Source organism: Lentzea sp. NPDC005914 (genome assembly GCF_040629405.1).
Lineage (GTDB): Bacteria > Actinomycetota > Actinomycetes > Mycobacteriales > Pseudonocardiaceae > Lentzea.
In genome coordinates this window covers 1-16,586 of record NZ_JBEXVQ010000067.1, presented here as the reverse complement: position 1 = coordinate 16,586, position 16,586 = coordinate 1, and the positions used below count along the sequence as shown (strand labels likewise).

Below are 16,586 nucleotides of genomic sequence, written 5' to 3'. Positions count from 1 at the left end.
TGACCATGACCGCCTGAACGGCCATTGGCCGCAGGCGATGCCGCTGTCACCCGTCCCCGCCAACACTCTTGATCATTACGGGACAACCTTTAGGGCGACGCCCGTCGATCAGCGACTAGCAGCGCTCGTCGGTCTGTCCCCAGTAGACGTTGCCGTCACCCCACACCTCGCCGTAAGCCCGGGTGCACTCGCTGAGCGTGTTGGTGCCCTCGGACCACACGTTCTGCTTGTTGCGGCCGTTGACGTTGCTGCCGAAGTCGCGGTCGCCGTTGACGACCATCGCGGCACTGGAGCTGAAGCCGCCCGGCAGTGAGGCGTACGAGTCCCACACGTAGGTGTAGGCCCAGTTCTTGCCGCAGCCCTTGAACTGCTTCACCGAGGCGATCTTCACGCCGTTCTTCTTGATGTACCCGGTGGAGCCGATCTGCGCGGTCGACGAGCAGCCGGGTGCCTGCTCGGCCTGGGCCGTGCTGGTCAGGCCGAGCACGGACAGCGCCACCGCGGGCAGGATGATCATGACTTTGCGCATGCCCCACGGTGGCGCCGGTCGGTTAGTCAGCGGTTAATCGGCGCCGCCGTGCTCTCCTGCACCTTCTCGAAGTCGACGCCCGGCGCCAGTTCGACGAGCCTCAGGCCGTCCTCGGTCACGTCGAACACCCCCAGATCGGTGATCACGCGGTCCACGCACGCCTTGCCGGTCAACGGAAGCGTGCACGTCTCGACCAGCTTCGGAGCGCCGTCCTTGGCGGCGTGGGTCATCACGACGATCACGCGGCGGGCGCCGTGCACGAGGTCCATCGCGCCGCCGATGCCGGTGACGAGCTTGCCGGGCACCGCCCAGTTCGCCAGGTCGCCCTGAGCCGACACCTGCATCGCGCCCAGCACGGCGACGTCGACGTGGCCGCCGCGGATCATGCCGAACGACAGCGCCGAGTCGAAGTACGACGAGCCAGGCAGGACGGTGACGGTCTCCTTGCCCGCGTTGATGAGGTCGGGGTCGACGTCGTCGTTGGCGGGGTAGGGGCCGACGCCGAGGATGCCGTTCTCGGACTCCAGCACGACCTCCACGCCGGGCGGCAGGTGGTTCGGGATCAGCGTCGGCACGCCGATGCCGAGGTTGACGTACTCGCCGTCGCGCAGCTCCTGGGCCGCGCGGGCGGCCATCTCGTCACGACTCCACACGACGCACCGTCCTGAACTCCACGCTCTTGTCGGAAACCTGCTCGGGCGAGAGCTCGACGACCCGGTGCACGAAGATGCCGGGCAGGTGCACCTCGTCGGGGTCGATCACGTCGACGAGCTCCTCCGCCTCGGCGATCGCGACTCGGCCCGCCATCGCGGCGAGCGGGTTGAAGTTGCGGGCGGACTTCGCGAACACCAGGTTGCCGTAGCGGTCGGCTTTCGCCGCTCGCACCAGCGCGAAGTCGGTACGGATGCTCTGCTCCAGCACGTACTCGCGGCCGTCGAACTCGCGGACCTCCTTGGGCGGCGAGGCGATCGCGACCGTGCCGTCGGCGTGGTACCGCCACGGCAGTCCGCCGTCCGCGACCAGCGTGCCGACGCCCGCGGGCGTGTAGAAGGCGGGGATGCCGGTGCCGCCCGCGCGGAGGCGTTCTGCCAGCGTGCCCTGCGGGATCAGCTCGACCTCGATCTCGCCCGCGAGGTACTGGCGGGCGAACTCCTTGTTCTGGCCGATGTACGAGCCGGTGACCCGCGCGATCCGGCCGGCCGACAGCAGAACGGCGAGGCCCTGGTCCATCGCGCCGCAGTTGTTCGACACGATGCCCAGCGAGCCGGAACCCTTGTCGTACAGGGCGTTGATGAGCACCTTCGGCACGCCGCAGAGCCCGAAGCCGCCCACGGCTATGGTGGCGCCGTCGTCCACATCGGACACGGCATCGGCGGCCGAGGCCACGACCTTGTTCATGACACGCTCTCGAAGACCGCGGCGAGCCCCTGCCCGCCACCGATGCACATGGTTTCCAGCGCATACCTGCCGTCACGGCGTTCCAGCTCGCGCAGCATCGTCGCGAGAATCCGCGCACCGGTCGCGCCGACGGGGTGGCCCAGCGCGATGCCCGAACCGTTGACGTTGACCCGCTCGAAGTCGGAGAGGCCCCACTCGCGCGTCACGGCCAGCACCTGCGCGGCGAACGCCTCGTTCAGCTCGATCAGGTCCATGTCGTCGAGCTTCAGGCCCGCGTTCTGCAACGCCCGCGCGGACGACGGCACCGGCCCGATGCCCATCCTCGACGGCTCGACACCGGCCGACGCCCACGAGACCAGGCGCGCCAACGGACGCAGGCCCAGCTCGGCGGCCCGTTCGGCATGCGTCACGACGCAGATCGCGGCGCCGTCGTTCTGCCCGCTCGCGTTGCCCGCGGTGACCGTGGCGCCCTCGATGTCCATGACTGTCTTCAACGACGCCAGCTTCTCCACGGTGGACCCCGGCCGCGGGTGCTCGTCCGCCACGAAGTCGCCCACGGGAACCAGCTCGTCGGCGAAGCGGCCAGAAGCCTGTGCCGCGACAGCACGTTCGTGGCTGCGCACCGCGAGCTCGTCCTGGTCGGACCGCGAGATCCCGTACTCGCGACGCAGGTTCTCCGCGGTCTCCAGCATCCCGCCCGGTACCGGGTAGTTGACGCCGCCGGCGGTCACCCGTCCGCGAGCGAGCGCGTCGGCGCCTGCGTTCGACATGCTCTCCACACCGCCCGCGAGCACGAGTTCCTGCGCGCCGGTCTGCACGGCCATCGCCGCGTTGATCACGGCCTGCAGACCGGATCCGCAGCGGCGGTCGAGCTGCACGCCCGGCACGCCAACGCCGAGACCCGCGTCCAACGCGACGACGCGGCCGATCGCCGGAGCGTCCATGGTGGGGTAGCAGTGCCCGAGGATCAGATCGTCCACTGAGGACGGATCGAGCCCGGTGCGGCGCATCAGCTCCCCGACGACGATCGCGCCCAGCTCCTGGGCTGTGCGCTCCTTGATCGCACCGTTGTAGCGGCCCACCGGTGTTCTGATGGGCTCGCAGATGACGGCGTCACGCATGAACTCTCCTTGTCAGATGATCCGCGACCATCGCGTTCACCACTTCTGGACGTTCGGCGGTCAACAGGTGCGCGGAGTCCGGCACGACCTCGAACCGCGCGCCGGGAATGCCGTCCGCGATGACCCGCACCAGGTCCGGTGGAGTCGCGGGGTCGTCGGCGCCGGCGAGCACCAGCGTCGGCACGGTGATCTCGCCGAGACCGGCCCGCATGTCGAACGTGCCGATCGCCTCGCAGCAGCCCGCGTAGCCCTCGGCCGTGGTGGTGCGCAGCATGTCCAGCAGCCGTTCGGCCTCGTCGGGCGCGCGGGCGGCGAACTCGTGCGTGTACCAGGTGCCGAGTCGTGACGGCACCATCGCCTCGACGCCCTTCTCGCGGACCGTCGCCGCGCGCAACGGCCACTGCGGCGGGTCGGGAAACTGGGCGGCGGAAGCGCAGATGGTGAGCGTCAGCAGTCGCTCGGCGTGACGCAGGCCGAGCCACTGCCCGATCGCGCCGCCGATGGAAACGCCCAGGTAGTGGCACCGCTCGACGCCGAGCGAGTCGAGCAGCTCGACCACGTCGCCGGCCAGGTCGGCGATCGAGTACGGGCCGGGCACCTCGGGGGAGCGTCCGTGGCCGCGCAGGTCGAACCGGACGATCCGCCAGCGGCCGGCGAGCTCGGCCACCTGGGCGTCGAAGAGGCCGAGCGAGGTGCCGATCGACGGGCCGAGCACGAGGACCTCGGCGTCCTCGGGGCCGTCGATGACGTGGTGCGGGATCACTGGTTCCCCCGGTGTCGAGTGGCCATGACCTGATTCGTCGCAGGCGTGATCCACCTTGCCAACGGGCCGCGGCGCGTGCCGAGGTGCTTTCCGTCCAGTGGAAGCGCGGTCAGGGTTGCGCGGCCAGATCGCAGGGATGCGTCGCGAGCGGCGTCACCTCGACCGTCATGAACTCCCACAGCGGTAACGACGACAGGAACGCGTGCAGCTCGTCGTTGGACGGCACGTCGAAGATGCCGATGGTGCTGTACTGCCCGACGACCCGCCACAGATGCGGCCACACACCGAGTTTCTGCAGCTCCAACGCCCGGTCCCGCTCGGCCGCGACGAGTTCGGCGTGCCGGTTGGGGTCGAGGTCGTGGGGCAGCGATACGTCCATGCGCACGTGGAAGAGCAACGGTCACCTCCAGGTGAAGGCCGCGACGGCCGCGGCGGGGCCGGCTCTCGATCGGAGTGCCGCCGTGGCAGGGAATACCCGTCGTCGCCGCGATCGAAGCGATGGCTGCGGTCTTGCGCAGCCCGCCGAACACCATGTGCGTCTCCCACCCTGTACGCTGTGCGTACAAGGTGTACGCTTTGCGGTTACCTGAGAGTGCATCGGCTTCGGCGCGTTGTCAACGAGAGGTCAGGGCGATGGCGAGCGATCCGGACGAGCGCGACTTCATCCAGAGCATCGAACGCGGGTTCGCCGTGCTGCTCGCGTTCGACGAGGACCGGGTCAACCCGAACCTGGCGGAACTGGCCGCCGCGACCGGCCTGTCCCGGCCTGCCGTGCGGCGGATCCTCCTCACGCTGCAACGACTCGGGTACGTGCGCAACGACGGCTCCCGCTGGTCGCTGACGCCACGGGTGCTGAGCATCGGGCAGCACTACTCGGCGTCGCACGCGATGATCGAGCTCGCGCAGCCGCACCTGCTGGATCTGTCGGTGAAGACCGGTGAGTCGGCGTCGCTGGCCGTGCTGGACGGACGTGACGCGGTCTACGTCGCCCGTGTGCCGGTGCGGCGGATCATGAGCATCAACGTGTCGATCGGCACGCGGATCCCGGCCTACGCGACCTCGATGGGACGGGTGCTGCTGGCGTGGGCGCCCGACGTGATCGTGAACGAGATCATCGACGGCGGGTTGGCAGCGCTGACAAAGCACACCGTCACCGAGGTCGACGCGTTCCGCGGCGTCCTGCGGCAGGTTCGCTCGGACGGGTGGTCGATCGTCGCGGAGGAGCTGGAGATCGGCCTGCTCTCGGTGTCCGCGCCCGTCCGCGACCGGACCGGTGAGGTGGTGGCCGCGCTCGCGTCGTCCACCTCGGTGGGGCGATCATCTGTTGAGGCGATCCGCGATGATGTGGTGCCATTGCTGGTGGACGCCGCGGAACGGATCAGCGCCGATCTGGGCCACAAGAGCTCCGCGCGGCGGGAGGGTTTCGACTAAAGCCCTGGAGGACTGATGTCCGCTCGGCCGCGCGTCCTGGTCATCGGTACCGGGTTCGCAGGGTTCCACTGTCTGCGCAAGCTCGAACGCAAGCTCCCGGAGGACGCGGCCGAGCTGGTCGCGGTCAACCCGGCCGACTACATGCTCTACATCCCGCTGCTGCCCGAGGTGGCCGGCGGGGTGCTCGACCCGCGCCGGGTCGCGGTGCCGCTGCGGAACACGTTGAAGCGCACCAAACTGGTGCTGGGCGCGGCGACCGGGATCTCGCTGGACGCGAGGACCGTCCAGGTGACGGACGTCGAAGGCCGCTCCAGCGAACTGTCCTACGACCGGCTGCTGATCACGTCCGGCAGCGTCACGCGGCTGCTGTCCATTCCCGGCGTCGCCGAGCACGCGAAGGGCTTCCGGACCGTCGCCGAGGCCATCCACCTGCGTGACCACGTGCTGCGGCAGCTCGAGCTCGCCGACCAGTCCGACGATCCCGAGGAACAACGTGCGCGGTGCACGTTCGTGGTGGTGGGCGCGGGTTACACGGGCACGGAGGTGCTCGCTCAGACACAGCTGCTGACCCAGGACGCGTGGCGGCATCTGCCGAACCTCCGCGACGTGAAGCCGCGCTGGATCCTCGTCGACATCGCGCCGCGCGTGCTGCCCGGCCTCGACCCGCGACTGTCCGGCCCGACGCACAAGGTCCTGCTCAAGCGCGGTGCCGAGGTCAGGTTGGAGACCAGCCTCAAGGAGATGACCAGCACCTGCGCGCGGTTGTCCGACGGCACCGAGATCCAGACGCGCACCGTGGTGTGGTGTGTCGGCGTGCGGCCGGATCCGCTGGTCAGCACCTTGAAAGTGCCCGCCACCAACGGTCGCGTCGACACCGACACCCATCTGAGGGTGTGCGAGAACGTGTGGGCGGCCGGGGACGCGGCCGCCGTGCCGGACCTGGTGCGGCCCGGCGAGATCACCGCGATGACCGCGCAGCACGCCGAACGCCAGGGCCGGGTCGCGGCGATCAACATCGCCGCGTCGCTGGGCCACGGGACCGCGCGCGAGTACAGGCACAAGGACCTGGGGTTCGTGGTCGACCTCGGCGGCTGGCAGGCGGTGGCGAACCCGTTGGGCGTGCCGTTGACGAGCCTGCCCGCGAAGGCCGTCACGCGCGGCTACCACCTGATGGACCTCCCGTACGGACGGCTCCGGACGGCCGCGAACTGGGTGACCGAGCTGGGCGCGGGCCGGCAGATCACGCACTTCGGCGTGGTGCCAGACCGCGGCGTGACGCTCGCGCAGGCCGACCTGCCCCCTGCCGCGGCCGGTCGTTCGACCTAGGACCAACGGCGCTCGGTCCGCGGTGGACGGAGCCTCACGCCCCTGTGACGCCGTCGATTCCTTCGCGCAGGAAGTCCGCGTGGCCGTTGTGGCGCGCGTACTCGTGGCACAGGTGGTGCATGACGAGCCTCAGCGACACGTGCTCCGACCAGCGCGGCTGGTAGCCGAGGACGTCCAGCGACTCGGCCTCGCGCTCGATCCTGCGCGCGTGCTCCACCTCGGTCTGCCAGGCCTCGAACGCCTCACTCCTGCTCGATTCCGAGGCGTCGTACGCCACCTGGTAGTCGTTCTCGTCCGACCACACCAGCGGGATGTCCTCGCCGTTGATGACCTTGCGGAACCAGGTGCGCTCGACCTCCGCCATGTGCCGGACGAGGCCGAGCAGCGTGAGCGTGGACGGGGGCATCGAACGGCGGCGCAGGTCGTCGTCGGACAGGCCGTCGCACTTCATCGCGAGGGTGGCGCGGTGGAAGTCGAGGAACGCGCGCAGGGTCTCGCGCTCGTCCGCCTGGAGTGGTGGGCTGGGGCGTTCGGTGGTCACGCGGCCAGTCTTTCATCAGGATGATCTCGTGGACCTGGAATTGGCGGGACGCCGGTACATCGTCACCGGTGGGAGTCGCGGCATCGGGCGGGCGATCGTGTCGTTGCTGCTCGACGAGGGTGCGCGCGTGGCGACGTGCGCGCGCAGCGATCCGGCGTGGGGGCCGGAGGTGCTGGCACGCGCCGGTGACGTGCGGGACCGCGCGTGGATGCGGGAGTTCGTCGCGGAGGTGTCCGAGACGTTCGGCGGGCTCGACGGGGTGGTCGCGAACGCCGGTGCCGGGGCGCTCGGGGGAGTGCTGGACACGCCGCCCGAGGTGTGGCGCGAGCAGTCCGACGTGAAGCTGGCGAGCGTTCTCAACCTGGTCGAACCCGCGGTCGCGCACATGACCGAGGGCGCGGTCGTGGTGATGAACGGTGTCACCGCGCGGGTCGCGGACCTGGACATGGCGGCGGTCAGCGCGGCTCGGGCGGCCGTGGGGTCGGTGGCTCAGATGCTGGCGAGAACGCTCGCGCCCCGCATCCGGGTCAACACGGTCAACCTGGGCGCGATCCGCACCGAACGCCAGTACGCCAGGCACGCGCGGTCGGGAACGCAGCTGGACTTCGCCGTGTGGGAGGCCGAGGAAGCGCGCCGGCGCGGGATTCCGCTCGGCAGGTTCGGCTCGCCAGGGGAGGTCGCGCCGATCGCCGCGATGCTCCTGTCGCCGCGATCGTCCTATGTGGTCGGTTCGACCGTCGACGTGTCCGGCGGGCTGTGATCCGGACGTGCGGGGCGCCACACCGCTGCCCTCCTGTGTGAGCGCTAACGTGGCAGGGGAAGAGGGGAGCGACCGGATGACCGAGCTCGAGCAGGCCGAGGCGGCGTTCGCGGCGGCTCGGCCGAGGCTGTTCGGCATCGCGTACCGCATGACCGGCAGCGTGGCCGACGCCGAGGACCTGGTGCAGGAGGTCTGGTTGCGCTGGCAGCTCGCGGACCGCGAGTCGGTGCTCAACCCCGAGGCCTACCTGGCGACGGCGATCACCCGGCTCGCGATCAACGAGTCGCAGACCGCGCGGGCGCGCAGGGAGACCTACGTCGGGCCGTGGCTGCCGGAGCCGATCGACACGTCGGCGGACCCGCAGGTGGGTGCCGAGCAGGGCGCGGTGCTGGAGCTCGCGGTGCTGATGCTGCTGGAGAAGCTCACGCCGACCGAGCGGGCCGCGTACGTGCTGCGCGAGGCGTTCGACTATCCGTACCGCGAGATCGCCGAGATCGTGCAGACCAGCGAGGTCGCGACCCGGCAGCTGGTCAGCCGGGCCCGCAAGCACCTGGCGGACGAGCGGAAGGCTCCAGTTGAACGGGCCGACCAGCGCAAGTTGCTGGAGGCGTTCGTGGCGGCCGCGCAGGCCGGTGACCTGGCCGGACTCGAGAAGCTGTTCGCGCAGGACGTGGTCAGCTACTCCGACAGCAACGGCGCGATCCGGGCGGCCGGGCGTCCGCTGTTCGGTGCGGCGAGCCTTGCGAGGATCTTCGCGGGGTGGGCGCCGGGCTTCTGGGCCGGTGCGCAGGTCGACTACGTGGACGCGAACGGGCTGTCCGCGGTCCGGTTGCGCAAGGACGAGAACACCTACGCGGTGATCACCGTGACGGCTTCCGCGGACGGCATCGACCAGGTGATGTGGCTGGTCAACCCGGACAAGCTGAAGGCTTTCGGGTGAGGCTGTCACAACCGCGAGGGCTGTCCTGTCTTAGCTCGTGAACACCCGCACCGGGCGGGCTCACGAGTAGGGACGGACCCATGAGGATCGTTGTCATCGGCGGCACCGGGTTGATCGGCAGTCAGGTCGTGAAGCGGCTCGGCGAGCACGGTCACGACGCTGTGCCCGCGTCCCCGAACAGCGGCGTGAACACGGTGACCGGCGAAGGCGTCAAGGAAGTTCTGCAGGGCGCCGACGTGCTCGTCGACGTGTCGAACTCGCCGTCGTTCGCCGACGACGACGTCATGAACTTCTTCACCACCGCCACGACCAACCTGACCCAGGCCGCCGCGGAAGCGGGCGTCGGCCACTACGTCGCGCTGTCGATCGTCGGCACCGACGAGCTGCCCGACTCCGGCTACCTGCGCGCGAAGGTCGCGCAGGAGAAGCTGATCACGGAATCCGGCCTGCCTTACTCGATCATCCGCGCCACCCAGTTCTTCGAGTTCGCCGGCGCGATCGCGGACTCGGCGACCGTCGACGGTGTCGTGCACCTGCCGCACGGTGGTGTGCAGCCGATCGCGGCCTCCGACGTCGCGGCGGTGGTCGGCCGGACCGCGGCGACCGGCCCGATCAACGGTGTGCAGGAGATCGGCGGCCCGGAGGAGTTCACTTTGGACGGCTGGGTCCGCACGGTCCTGCAGGCGCGCAACGACTCGCGCGAGGTCGTCAGCGACCCGCAGGCCAAGTACTTCGGGACGGTCCTGACCGGCAAGCAGCTCGTGCCGAACGCGGGTGCGCAGCTGCAGGCGACCAGCCTGAAGGACTGGCTGGCCGCGGGCAACTGAGGAGTCCACAGTGGACGGGCGCGCCGCCCGTCCACTGCTGCGGACCGTCACAGTGCGGAGAAGTGAGCCGCGTCTCCGGTGACGGGAGTGCTGGCCACGCCGTCGACGCTCACCGGCACGTCACCGGCGATGGTGACCCGGTGGAGCCGGCGGCGCTGGTCGTCGTAGTCCGCGACGCCGTAGTGCTGGGTGGCGCGGTTGTCCCAGATCGCGATGTCGCCGTCGGACCACTGCCACCGCACGGTGTTCTCCAGCGTGGTGACGCGCTTCTGCAGCAACGCGAAGATCGCCTGCGACTCGCTGGACGTGACGCCGACGATCCGCTTCACGAAGTGGCCCAGCAGCAACGCGCGTTCGCCGGTCTCGGGATGCACGCGCACCAGCGGGTGCTCGGTCTCGAACACGTGCGAGCGGAACTCGTCGCGGTACGACTGCTCCTTGACGTCGATGCCGCCGATGCGGGTCGAGTCCACGTGGCCCGCGTAGTCGTAGAGGTTCGTGTGCACGGCCCACAGCCGATCGACCAGCGCGCGCAACGCTTCCGGCAGGTCGGCGTACGCCCGCACGGTGTTGGCCCACACCGTGCTCCCGCCGTACGGGGGCAGTTCGATCGCCCGCAGGATGCTGATCGCGGGCACCCTGTCGACGAACGTGACGTCGGTGTGCCAGCTGTTGGCCTTGCCGTGCTCGGAGTCGATGGCCAGCACCTGCTCGTGCTCCTGGCCCCGGACGGTCGGATGGGCCAGCGTCGGCTGGCCGAGCAGGCGGGCGAACGCGAGCTGCCCCGCGTCGTCGAGGTGCTGCTGCCCGGAGAAGAACACCACCTTGTGCGCCAGCAACGCGGCCCTGATCTCGGCCACGGTGTCCGCGGGCAGGTCGCCGCCGAGCCGGACGCCGTCGATGCGCGCACCGATGTGCGCTCCCAGTTGGTGGACGGTGATCGTTCGGGTGAGTTGTGCTGTCATGCCGCTCACCATCCTCGGCTCACGACAGCGAGATCTACCCTGCACGCAGGAAAATAAGTCCGTCCCACAAAGCGGACCACTTATTTGCACCGGGGAAATAAAGCCTCGGTGTCCAGGGCTTCTTCACCATGTGGGACGTGCGATCACGTCGTTGACCCTGGTCGAGACGGATGTGACGCTCTGCGCCGTGAGCCAAGCCGCCTTTCTGACCTCTCGCCGGCACGTCGACCTCCGGCGGCACGCCAGCGCGTTCTGTCGTGCCTTCCGCTGAACCCCGACCCGTCATTTTCCCGTTCAGCAAAGGAATCGGCCGTGACCACCACACGACGGAACTTCCTCGGACTCACACTTCTCGGCCTCACCGCCGCCGCCTGCTCGCCCGCGGCCGGTGCGGGCCAGGAGACCAAGACCCTGCGCTACCAGGGAGCGGCGGGCGACGTCACCCTGCCGGAGCTGGCCGCCGACCTCGGCCATCTCGGCGACCTGAAGCTCGAGTGGGTCGGCAACACCATCAGCGGCCCACAGGACATCCAGTCCGCGGCCACCGGCCAGGTCGACTTCGGCGGCGCCTTCAACGGCGCGGTCGTGAAGCTCAGAGCCGCGGGAGCGCCGATCAAGTCCGTGATCGGCTACTACGGCTCCGACGGGCGGTACGTGGCGTGGTGACTGGTGGGCAGGTGTGCGGCAGGTCCAGATCCCCTGCATCGAACGCAACGCCGGCGCCGTGACCGGAGCGGCCTGGCCGTGCACGTCGTCGAATGCTGACCAGGGTGTTTCCCTGGCGCGAGCGAGGGTCCTCCTGACGCACCTTTGTCACCATGACGACGACTCTTGCTCCCGTGAAGGCCCCGAGCTGGGCGCTTCCCATCAGCCTGTTCTCCATCCCGCTCGGCTTGGCGGGCCTGGGCGGCGCCTGGACCGCCGGGGCCGGGCTGCTCGGCGCGCCGGGGTGGCCCTCGGAACTGGCGTTCGGCGCCGCGACGCTGGTGTTCGCGGTGTTCACGCTCACCTACGCCGCCGGCACGTTCAGACCAGGCGCCGGCTTCCATGCCGACCTGCGCCACCCGTTGCTCGGCCCGCTCACCGCCTACCTCCCGGTGATCGCGATCCTGCTGGTCGCCCACTACGCGGCCGTCCTGGGCGCGCTCACCCCGTGGCTGATCTGGCTCGCGGTCCTGAGCCTGGCCCTGAACGCCGCCGCGCTGTTCGCCCACTGGCTCAAGCACCCGCTGGACGAGAACGCCATGCACCCCGGCTACTTCCTCCCGGTCACCGCAGGCGCGTTCATCGCCGCCATCGGCTTCGTGAGCGTCGGCCAGCACGGCGCGGCCATAGCGGGGTTCGGCATCGGCATCTTCTTCTGGCTGCTGCTCGGCGCGGTGATCACGTCCCGCCTGTTCTTCGGCTCGGAGCTGCCGCTGCCGTTCAAGCCCGTCCTGTCGATCCTGCTCTCGCCGCCCGGCACCGCGAGCGTCGCCTGGTTCGCCATCACCCACGGCACCATCGACGACCTGCAGGTCGCACTCGGCGGCGTCACCCTGTTCATGCTGCTCGTGCAACTGTTCTTCGTGCGCGACTACCTGCGGCTGCCGTTCAGCACCCAGTACTGGGTGTTCACGTTCCCGATCGCGGTGCTCGGCAACATCGGCATCCGCTACGCCGCGGGCCTGCACTTCACCGGCTGGCAACTGGCCGGCTGGGCCGCGCTGACCACGTCCACCGTCCTGATCCTGGCGATCGTCGCGGCTTCACTTCGGCTCGGCGCACGGCACCTGCGGACGCGTTAGTCCTGGACGGCCTCGAACTCGGCGAGGATCGCCTCCCGCGCCGACGGCATCTCTTCGACCACAGACTCCACCACGGCGTTCCACCTGATGAGTCGGACCGCGTGAACGATGGCCCGGCTGCGGAGCTCTTCGGAGGCTCCGGCGATCGACAGCCAGACGAAAGCCTGGTCCGCCGGTGTGGCGACAAGATCGACCATCCGCAGGGCGAAGTCCGGATCGCCGTCCTGCACCGCGCGTAGTGCCACCGCCGCTGCCGCCCACACGCGGTGCGAGGTCTCGGTCATGGCTTGTGCCGCCTCGGCCGCCGCCTGGAGATCGCCCGCGGCCACCGCACTGTCCAGTATGGACTCCAGAGCGTCCCGCCGGTCGAATGACGAGCCGATGCGGCCGGCGTGGTGCAGTGCCCTCGCGTAGTCGCCGCGTTCGGCGGTCGCTGTCGCCAAGCGGAACAGCAGATCATCTTGCCGACCGTAACGGGAGGCGAGGGCCATTGCCGCCGCGACGCGGTCGTACCGGCCACGGTGGGCATCGGCCTCCGCAACTGCCGTGGTGGCGTAGACGCGGTCCATCGGCTCGTCGATGAGACCGAGTATCCGCTCGACCAGGTCGTCGTCGGCCGCGGTCGCCGCGGCGGCCGACGCCAGCATCCACGCGATGGTCGATGTATCGGTCTGGGGGAGCCCGCGGCACGCCGTCTCCACCCAGCCGAGGTCACCGATCTCGATGGCCTGCCGGACCAGCGGTTCAACCAGGTGGGACGGCAGAGCGGCCTGGGGATCTTGCGCCTCCCACAGCAGCTTCTCCGCCGCAGTGGTGTCGCCGGCCTCGTGGGCGGCTCTGCATCGCCTCGCCACTTCGTGAACGACGTGGGTCGGCCTGTGGTCTGGTGTGCGGTCCTCGCGGATCATCTCCAGAGCCCACCTGTACTCGGTTGGCCCGAAGGACTGGTCACCGTACACGCGGCGGTAGTCCATGCGAGCCTGCCAGATTTCGCCGTTGTGGGCGGCGATTGCGCGCAGCGGACCACGGATCAACGGCAGCACGCGGTCCAGGGCGCCCGCGCGAGCGAAAGCAGCGACCGCATTGTCGAAGTGCACCGAGTCGTCCCATCTACGTCCGTGGTGCTGCCACATCGACTCGGCGCGGTCGAGTTCGCCGGCCTCCACCAGGGCGATGACGACCTCCAGGTGTACTGGCGGTCCTCCCGGCGGTACACGGAAGAGCTCGGACTCGCGGAACGACGCGGAGATGCGTTCCGCCTCGGCGAGGTCGCCCCGCGCCAGCAGCAGCTTGGTGAGCCAGGCCAGACCTGCGGACCGTTCCACGGCGCCGAACGAGTTCACGAACGACTGCACCGCAGGCGCGTCCAAATGGTCGGCCATCTTGCCCACCGCCACACGGATCACACTGCTTCGGTCGAACCAGTTCCCCGCCGCCATCACCAGTCGATGCGCTTGTCCGAACTCACCCGCGCACGCGGCCACGCCGGCCAGCGCTGCCAGTTCCGCGTTGCGATGAGCAGGCCGGAAAACCTTGCGCAGCGCAGCTTCGCTGCGCGCCAGGTAGCCGCCGGCCCGCTCGGTCTGGCCCGCGTCGGTCGCGACCCTGGCCAGCGTGACCCACCTGATGACCTGGTCCAGCGGCTCGAGTTGGCTCTCGATCGCGGCTTCCGCCTCGCCGATGTGCTCGGGCGCGGCCCGGGCCACCGCCAGCCAGGCGAGCCCCAGCGCGGACGGCTCGTCGATCTGCCCTATGACGCGCCTCGCACGATCCATCTGCCCGGCCCGCGCGGCTGCCCGCACGATCGGGACCAGTGCCCGGCCTTTCGGCTCGTCGATGTCACCGGCGATCGACTCGGCGATGTCGAGCTCGCCTGCTTCTGCCGCCGTTTTCACCGCTGCGCGCAAGTACATCAGCGTGCCGTGGGGTGCTTCGCTCTTCATCTCCAACACGGTGGCTTGCGCACGGCGCAGGAGGCCGGCGGCGTGACCGGGTGCGGCTGCCTTCGCGGCCCCGAGCCACGCCCGGACCCGCGCGCCCGGATCGAGGATCGTCTCGACGATCCTCGTCGCCTCCTCGAGGTCGCCGGAACCCGCGGCGGCCTGCGCAAGGGACTGCGCCACCTCGGATCTGATCGTCTCGTAGCGGAGCATCTCGTTCAGCCGTTTCGCGCGGACCAGGTCGTCCGCCGCCGCCGCGCTTCGGGCGATGATCGCCTGCGCCGACTCGCGTTCGCCTGGCGCGATGATCTGCCGCGCGGTGTCCTCTGCCTGGTCGAGCAGTTCCGCGCGCAGGTCTTCCGCCACACGCGCCAGCCAGGTCAGAGCCTTCACCCTGGCGATGTCGTCGTGGATCGTTTCCGCGATGCGCTTGGCCCGGTGCGGGTCGCCGGCGTGGAACGCGGCGCGCATCAACGGTGCCGGTGTGCCGGACAGTGGTCCGAGCTCGCGGACGGCCGACTCGGCCATGTCGAGCAGAGCCGTGGCTCGTTCCCGGAGGCCGCATCGAGCAGCGCACTCGACGAGCTTGATGAGCGCCATGGTCTGCTCGTGCGCAGTGGCGATGGCGATCGCATCCGCTTCCGCGTGATCGAGCAGTTGCCGCGCCAGTTCGGTGTCCCCGCTGCGGAAGATCGTCCGCACGACTTCGAGCCGGGCATCGACTCGGCGCTGGGGGGCTTTGATGGAGGCGGCGATGGTCTCCGCGCGGTTCACCCTGCCCACCGACGCCCACAACGCGGGCAGCTGCACCGGGATGTCGCCGACCCTGTCGGTCATGCGGTCGCGGTGCATCGCGATCCTGATCATCGCCACGAGGTCGGGCTCGTCCTGGGCCGCGAGGACGGTGAACACGGTGGCGATCTCCGCGAGCGCCGTGGCGTCGGAGCCGGACACCGCGAGCAACCTGTCGTGGCGGATCGCGTCTGTCGCGCACTCGATCATTCGCGCGATGTCGTCGTTCGCCGTGAGCACGCCGAAGTAGCCGCGCAGCAGGTACTCGGGCGCGGTGCCCTGCCAGCCTTCCTCACGGTGGCGCCGCGCCCACGCGTGCAGCCGGTCGCGATAGGCGGCCAGGCGCGTCGGGCCCAGCATTTCCACGGCGGTGACCTGGAGTTCTTCGTGACCGAGCAGGTAGACGTCAGGGGCGGTGCCGGGCAGGTAGTGGCTGTCGCGGCGGGTGAAGCTGCGCCCGGTCACCGTGCGCATGTACTCGTCGATCTGCCACCGCGTCTCGCCGGTCAGCTCGGACAGGTCGGTCGCAGTCAGACCTCCACCGGCGGCGGTGATGAGGCCGAGCAGGTCCTGTTCGATCCCGCTGCCGCGGAGCAACCGCTTGAGCTCGCGTTCCAGCGACTCGCGGATCGCTTTGGCTTGCGGTGACGGCGTCAGCTTCCGGACGATCGCGGGGTCGCGCAACGGGTGGTGCTCGGGCACGTCGGACGGGATCGGAGGGTTCGGGCGGCCCGCGACCATCACCCGCATGCCGGCGGGCGGCTCGAGCGGCAGCAGGGCGGCGATGCTGTAGGAGTCCGAGTCGACGTGGACGCCGCGGTCCTCGTCGAGGCCGTCGACCAGCAACACGAACTGTTCGCCGCGGGCACGGCACGCTTCCGCCGCCTCGGTGAGCAGGCCGAGCAGGTGCGCCTCGCGCGTCGCGTCAGTGAGAAAGGGCGGCAGGCTCTCGCCGAGCAACGTGAGGAGCTGCTCCATCAGGTTGTCGATGAACGCCGCGCGGTCGTTCTGACCGGCCAGGCGGGCCGTGACGAAGAACGACACGATCCGCACGCCGGGAGGTGGGTTGAGCACGAAGGTCGACATCAGCGCGGACTTGCCGGACCACGCCTCGGCCCGCCACCACGCGTAGGCCCCCGAGTCGGAGGTGCAGAACGCGGCGAGCTCGGCGAGCTCTGCCTCGCGGTCGACCAGCTCAGGCGGCGCGATCCGCTTGACCTGCTGCTGATAGCGCGTTCGCACGGGTGCGCCCGTCAGCAGGTTCACGTCGCCGGCCACGGTGCCGACCTGCAGGACGGGGCCGCTCACCGCGCCGTGCACGGCGTTCGACACCTGTCGTTCGGTCACGTCCTTGATTGTCGCGCGGGCCGACTAGTGCGTGTCCTGTAAGTCATCGGAGCCAGAGCACGATGGCGGCGATGGTGAGTTCGGCCTGGTAGTAGGCGACGCGCTTGGCGTAGCGGGTC

Annotated in this window: 16 protein-coding genes and 1 pseudogene; 8 read left to right on the top strand and 9 right to left on the bottom strand. The window is 69.8% G+C overall.

The window, feature by feature from the left end; all coding sequences use genetic code 11:
- Positions 1-115: 115 nt before the first annotated feature.
- The 6 genes from ABZ345_RS46355 to ABZ345_RS46330 form a co-directional block, all read right to left on the bottom strand.
- Entirely contained in the window at positions 116-529 is a 414-nt protein-coding gene (locus tag ABZ345_RS46355) for a hypothetical protein (RefSeq protein ID WP_359861989.1), read from the bottom strand.
- 26 nt (positions 530-555) lie between these two features.
- Positions 556-1,164, bottom strand: coding sequence for a CoA transferase subunit B (locus ABZ345_RS46350; protein ID WP_359861991.1), 609 nt, complete (start codon positions 1,162-1,164; stop codon positions 556-558).
- Between the two features lie 4 nt (positions 1,165-1,168).
- Positions 1,169-1,927: a CoA transferase subunit A gene (locus ABZ345_RS46345; RefSeq protein ID WP_359861988.1), complete on the bottom strand. Its 759-nt coding sequence runs from the start codon at positions 1,925-1,927 to the stop codon at positions 1,169-1,171.
- The gene (locus tag ABZ345_RS46340; RefSeq protein WP_359861986.1) at positions 1,924-3,048 is read right to left on the bottom strand and encodes an acetyl-CoA C-acetyltransferase; all 1,125 of its coding nucleotides are present in this window, start codon (positions 3,046-3,048) and stop codon (positions 1,924-1,926) included. Before ABZ345_RS46340 ends, ABZ345_RS46345 begins: the two co-directional genes overlap by 4 nt.
- Positions 3,041-3,811 carry a 3-oxoadipate enol-lactonase gene (gene pcaD, locus ABZ345_RS46335; RefSeq protein WP_359861984.1) on the bottom strand — a complete coding sequence of 257 codons (771 nt, stop codon included), beginning with the start codon at positions 3,809-3,811 and terminating at the stop codon, positions 3,041-3,043. Before pcaD ends, ABZ345_RS46340 begins: the two co-directional genes overlap by 8 nt.
- Before the next feature lie 109 nt (positions 3,812-3,920).
- Positions 3,921-4,208, bottom strand: a complete 288-nt coding sequence (locus ABZ345_RS46330) for a muconolactone Delta-isomerase family protein (protein WP_359861982.1) — start codon at positions 4,206-4,208, stop codon at positions 3,921-3,923.
- A gap of 236 nt (positions 4,209-4,444) precedes the next feature.
- Here ABZ345_RS46330 and ABZ345_RS46325 point away from each other — a divergent pair, with 236 nt between their 5' ends.
- Together ABZ345_RS46325 and ABZ345_RS46320 are read left to right on the top strand one after the other, a co-directional pair.
- Entirely contained in the window at positions 4,445-5,242 is a 798-nt protein-coding gene (locus tag ABZ345_RS46325) for an IclR family transcriptional regulator C-terminal domain-containing protein (protein WP_359861980.1), read from the top strand.
- Positions 5,243-5,257: 15 nt separating this feature from the next.
- A complete protein-coding gene (locus tag ABZ345_RS46320; RefSeq protein ID WP_359861978.1) occupies positions 5,258-6,568 on the top strand; it encodes an FAD-dependent oxidoreductase in 1,311 nt (436 codons plus the stop codon).
- 34 nt (positions 6,569-6,602) lie between these two features.
- Here the strand turns inward: ABZ345_RS46320 and ABZ345_RS46315 are convergent, their stop codons facing one another.
- Positions 6,603-7,109, bottom strand: a complete 507-nt coding sequence (locus ABZ345_RS46315) for a DinB family protein (RefSeq protein WP_359861976.1) — start codon at positions 7,107-7,109, stop codon at positions 6,603-6,605.
- A gap of 28 nt (positions 7,110-7,137) precedes the next feature.
- Here ABZ345_RS46315 and ABZ345_RS46310 point away from each other — a divergent pair, with 28 nt between their 5' ends.
- From ABZ345_RS46310 to ABZ345_RS46300, 3 genes are all read left to right on the top strand, one after another.
- The gene (locus ABZ345_RS46310; RefSeq protein ID WP_359861974.1) at positions 7,138-7,869 is read left to right on the top strand and encodes an SDR family oxidoreductase; all 732 of its coding nucleotides are present in this window, start codon (positions 7,138-7,140) and stop codon (positions 7,867-7,869) included.
- Positions 7,870-7,945: 76 nt separating this feature from the next.
- Complete coding sequence (locus ABZ345_RS46305) at positions 7,946-8,809, top strand: RNA polymerase sigma-70 factor (RefSeq protein ID WP_359861972.1); 864 nt, start codon at positions 7,946-7,948, stop codon at positions 8,807-8,809.
- 80 nt (positions 8,810-8,889) lie between these two features.
- Positions 8,890-9,636: an SDR family oxidoreductase gene (locus ABZ345_RS46300; protein WP_359861970.1), complete on the top strand. Its 747-nt coding sequence runs from the start codon at positions 8,890-8,892 to the stop codon at positions 9,634-9,636.
- A 47-nt stretch (positions 9,637-9,683) separates the two neighbouring features.
- Here the strand turns inward: ABZ345_RS46300 and ABZ345_RS46295 are convergent, their stop codons facing one another.
- Positions 9,684-10,601, bottom strand: coding sequence for a TauD/TfdA family dioxygenase (locus ABZ345_RS46295; protein WP_359861968.1), 918 nt, complete (start codon positions 10,599-10,601; stop codon positions 9,684-9,686).
- Here ABZ345_RS46295 and ABZ345_RS46290 point away from each other — a divergent pair.
- The 3 genes and pseudogenes from ABZ345_RS46290 to ABZ345_RS46280 all read left to right on the top strand — a co-directional run bounded on the left by ABZ345_RS46290 (position 10,537) and on the right by ABZ345_RS46280 (position 12,388).
- Positions 10,537-10,872 carry a putative leader peptide gene (locus ABZ345_RS46290; protein WP_359861966.1) on the top strand — a complete coding sequence of 112 codons (336 nt, stop codon included), beginning with the start codon at positions 10,537-10,539 and terminating at the stop codon, positions 10,870-10,872. The genes ABZ345_RS46295 and ABZ345_RS46290 overlap by 65 nt on opposite strands.
- 140 nt (positions 10,873-11,012) lie before the next feature.
- Positions 11,013-11,252 (top strand): annotated as a pseudogene (locus ABZ345_RS46285) (ABC transporter substrate-binding protein); the annotation flags it as partial.
- A 167-nt stretch (positions 11,253-11,419) separates the two neighbouring features.
- On the top strand, positions 11,420-12,388 hold the full coding sequence (locus ABZ345_RS46280) for a hypothetical protein (protein WP_359861964.1): 969 nt from the start codon (positions 11,420-11,422) through the stop codon (positions 12,386-12,388).
- Here ABZ345_RS46280 and ABZ345_RS46275 read toward each other — a convergent pair.
- On the bottom strand, positions 12,385-16,467 hold the full coding sequence (locus ABZ345_RS46275) for a hypothetical protein (RefSeq protein ID WP_359861962.1): 4,083 nt from the start codon (positions 16,465-16,467) through the stop codon (positions 12,385-12,387). The two genes, ABZ345_RS46280 and ABZ345_RS46275, sit on opposite strands and share 4 nt — an antisense overlap.
- Positions 16,468-16,586: the final 119 nt, after the last annotated feature.

Coding starts and splice junctions, on each gene's coding strand:
- ABZ345_RS46355 (WP_359861989.1), bottom strand. CDS start 529: ATGCGCAAAGTCATGATCATCCTGCCCGCGGTGGCGCTGTCCGTGCTC.
- ABZ345_RS46350 (WP_359861991.1), bottom strand. CDS start 1,164: ATGGCCGCCCGCGCGGCCCAGGAGCTGCGCGACGGCGAGTACGTCAAC.
- ABZ345_RS46345 (WP_359861988.1), bottom strand. CDS start 1,927: ATGAACAAGGTCGTGGCCTCGGCCGCCGATGCCGTGTCCGATGTGGAC.
- ABZ345_RS46340 (WP_359861986.1), bottom strand. CDS start 3,048: ATGCGTGACGCCGTCATCTGCGAGCCCATCAGAACACCGGTGGGCCGC.
- ABZ345_RS46325 (WP_359861980.1), top strand. CDS start 4,445: ATGGCGAGCGATCCGGACGAGCGCGACTTCATCCAGAGCATCGAACGC.
- ABZ345_RS46320 (WP_359861978.1), top strand. CDS start 5,258: ATGTCCGCTCGGCCGCGCGTCCTGGTCATCGGTACCGGGTTCGCAGGG.
- ABZ345_RS46305 (WP_359861972.1), top strand. CDS start 7,946: ATGACCGAGCTCGAGCAGGCCGAGGCGGCGTTCGCGGCGGCTCGGCCG.
- ABZ345_RS46300 (WP_359861970.1), top strand. CDS start 8,890: ATGAGGATCGTTGTCATCGGCGGCACCGGGTTGATCGGCAGTCAGGTC.
- ABZ345_RS46290 (WP_359861966.1), top strand. CDS start 10,537: ATGCGCGCACCGATGTGCGCTCCCAGTTGGTGGACGGTGATCGTTCGG.
- ABZ345_RS46295 (WP_359861968.1), bottom strand. CDS start 10,601: ATGACAGCACAACTCACCCGAACGATCACCGTCCACCAACTGGGAGCG.
- ABZ345_RS46280 (WP_359861964.1), top strand. CDS start 11,420: ATGACGACGACTCTTGCTCCCGTGAAGGCCCCGAGCTGGGCGCTTCCC.